The organism is Inquilinus limosus MP06 (assembly GCF_000767795.1).
Classification (GTDB): domain Bacteria; phylum Pseudomonadota; class Alphaproteobacteria; order DSM-16000; family Inquilinaceae; genus Inquilinus; species Inquilinus limosus_E.
This window is the reverse complement of record NZ_JANX01000805.1, coordinates 1-2095: the sequence shown is the minus strand read 5'-3', so window position 1 is coordinate 2095 and position 2095 is coordinate 1. Positions and strand designations below refer to the sequence as shown.

Sequence of the window (2095 nt, the reverse complement as noted above, 5' to 3'; positions counted from 1 at the left end):
AGGCGCTGGTCCGCCTCCGCGGGGTGCTGATCGATCAGAACGGCAGCAGCGAATCCCGCAGCGTGTCCCGCAGCGAGAACACCGTGCCCTCGTCCTGATAGGGGATCTGGCGGCCGGCGCTCAGGAACACGCCCCCGATCCGCCATTTCAGCTCGCCGCGGCGGCCGATCGTCGCCAGCTGGTCGACCAGGCCGAGGCCGGAGCCGCGCAGCGGCATCGACAGCTCCTGCTCGCCATGGGCCGGCAGCAGGAACGGCCGGTCGACGCGGCCGGTGCCGAACTCCCGGCCGTTCAGGTCGATCGTGGCGGTCATGGCGTCGACCTGCAGGCCGGTGCCGGCCTGCTCCTCCACCCGCAGCAGCACGTCCCAGCGCTGCTCGAACATGGTGGCGTCCAGCGGCCGCAGATCGACGATGCGGACCCGCGGCGGCGGCGGCCCGAAGGACCCGGCGCAGGCGGCGAGCAGGCCGGCGGGCAGCAGGGCGAGGAGGCGGCGGCGGTCTGTCGGTCGGCTCATGGTCCCTGAGGCTCGGTGGCAAATCTGTCAGCGACATGGCGTTCGCAGGGGCGCTCGGCTAGCCTCGCCGGCCACGACGCCGCCCGGAGAGACGACCATGGCACCGACGGACCGCCCGTCCTGCATCGCGCATTGGACCGAGATCGAGAGGCCCGACGCCAACCATTACAAGGGCGATGACGAGCTGATGAGCATCGGCGCGCCGCTGGGCCGGCATTTCGGGCTGACGCGCATCGGCATCCATCACGAGCGGCTGCTGCCCGGCCGCCGCACCTCCTACCCGCATGCCGAGAGCACGGAGGAGGAGTTCGTCTATGTGATCGAGGGCACGCCGGATGTCTGGCTGGACGGGGTGCTGCACCGGCTGAAGCCGGGCGACTCGGTCGGCTTCCCGCCCGGCACCGGCCAGTGCCACAGCTTCCTCAACAACACGGATTCGGAGGTCCGGCTGCTGGTGGTGGGCGAGACGCCGCGCGCCGACAACCGGATCTACTACCCGCGCAACCCGGAGCGGAAGCCGCTGCGGACCGACTGGTGGGACGACGTGCCGGCGCGGCCGATGGGCGACCATGATGGCCTGCCGGACCAGGTGCGCGCCCGCCGGGCGGGAAAGGCGTGACCATGGCGCTGCAGCGGATCGATGCCGCGGGGGCGGAGCTGCCGCCGCCGCCCGACCGCCGCGCCTGGCTGCTGGCGGGGGAGGCGCTGCACCGCCAGCTGCGCCCGAAGCTGCCGGCGGATTATGCCGGCACGATCGAGCGGATGTTGGCCGAGGGCGTGGCCATGGCCCAACTGGTCGATGAGGGTGCGGTGGCGGCGATCGCGGTGTGGCGCACCTATCCCACAACCTATGGCGGCCGACGTTTCGAGGTCGACGATCTGGTGACCGACGAGGCCCGGCGGTCGCGCGGCCACGGCCGTACGCTGCTCGACTGGCTGGAGCGGAGGGCGCTGGCGCTGGGCTGCCCGGGCGTGGGGCTGAACTCCTCCTGCCAGCGCGAGCGCGCCCACCGCTTCTACTTCCGCCAGGGCTACCGCATCAGCGGCTTCCACTTCGTCAAGGACCTGGCGCCGCGCGGGCCCTGAGCCCGGGCGGCCGCCCCGTCGGCGGTGCCTACCCTCACTCCAGCGGCGGCTGCTCGCGCACCTCGATCGCGCCCATCGCCGCCATCGGCGACCGGGCGGCGATGGCCACCGCCTCCTCCATGTCCCGCGCCTCGATCAGGACGAAGCCGCCGAGATGCTCCTTGGTCTCGGCATAGGGCCCGTCGGTGACCGAGGTCGCGTCGCCGCGGCGCCGCACGATCCGGGCGGTCTCCGGCTCGGCCACCGGGCCGCAGGCGACGAGATGGCCGCTGCGGCGCAGCGCGTCGTCCTCGGCCATGCAGCGGCGCACCAGGTCGCGGCCCTCCTCGGGCGACAGCCGCCCGGTCAGGTCGCGGTCGACATGGACGATCAGCAGATAGCGCATTGCGGGCCTCCCTCGGTTCCACCCCTGGTCGTCCGGCCGGCGCCGGATTCGACATGCACCTATTCCGGCAGCCCGGCGCGGCGCAGGGCGTCGAGGTAGCGCTCCAT

4 protein-coding genes are annotated in these 2095 nt (G+C 72.9%); 2 read left to right on the top strand and 2 right to left on the bottom strand.

What is annotated here, in order from left to right; all coding sequences use genetic code 11:
• Nucleotides 1-34: 34 nt before the first annotated feature.
• The gene (locus P409_RS32605) at nucleotides 35-517 is read right to left on the bottom strand and encodes an LEA/WHy family protein (RefSeq protein ID WP_034848441.1); all 483 of its coding nucleotides are present in this window, start codon (nucleotides 515-517) and stop codon (nucleotides 35-37) included.
• Nucleotides 518-614: 97 nt separating this feature from the next.
• On the opposite strand from P409_RS32605, the gene P409_RS32600 reads away from it, so the two are divergent.
• Complete coding sequence (locus tag P409_RS32600; protein ID WP_034848438.1) at nucleotides 615-1136, top strand: cupin domain-containing protein; 522 nt, start codon at nucleotides 615-617, stop codon at nucleotides 1134-1136.
• A gap of 2 nt (nucleotides 1137-1138) precedes the next feature.
• Nucleotides 1139-1603 (top strand): GNAT family N-acetyltransferase, encoded by a 465-nt coding sequence (locus P409_RS32595; protein ID WP_034848436.1) that lies wholly within the window; start codon nucleotides 1139-1141, stop codon nucleotides 1601-1603.
• A 34-nt stretch (nucleotides 1604-1637) separates the two neighbouring features.
• Here P409_RS32595 and P409_RS32590 read toward each other — a convergent pair whose 3' ends face one another.
• The gene (locus tag P409_RS32590) at nucleotides 1638-1988 is read right to left on the bottom strand and encodes a YciI family protein (RefSeq protein WP_034848434.1); all 351 of its coding nucleotides are present in this window, start codon (nucleotides 1986-1988) and stop codon (nucleotides 1638-1640) included.
• Nucleotides 1989-2095: the final 107 nt, after the last annotated feature.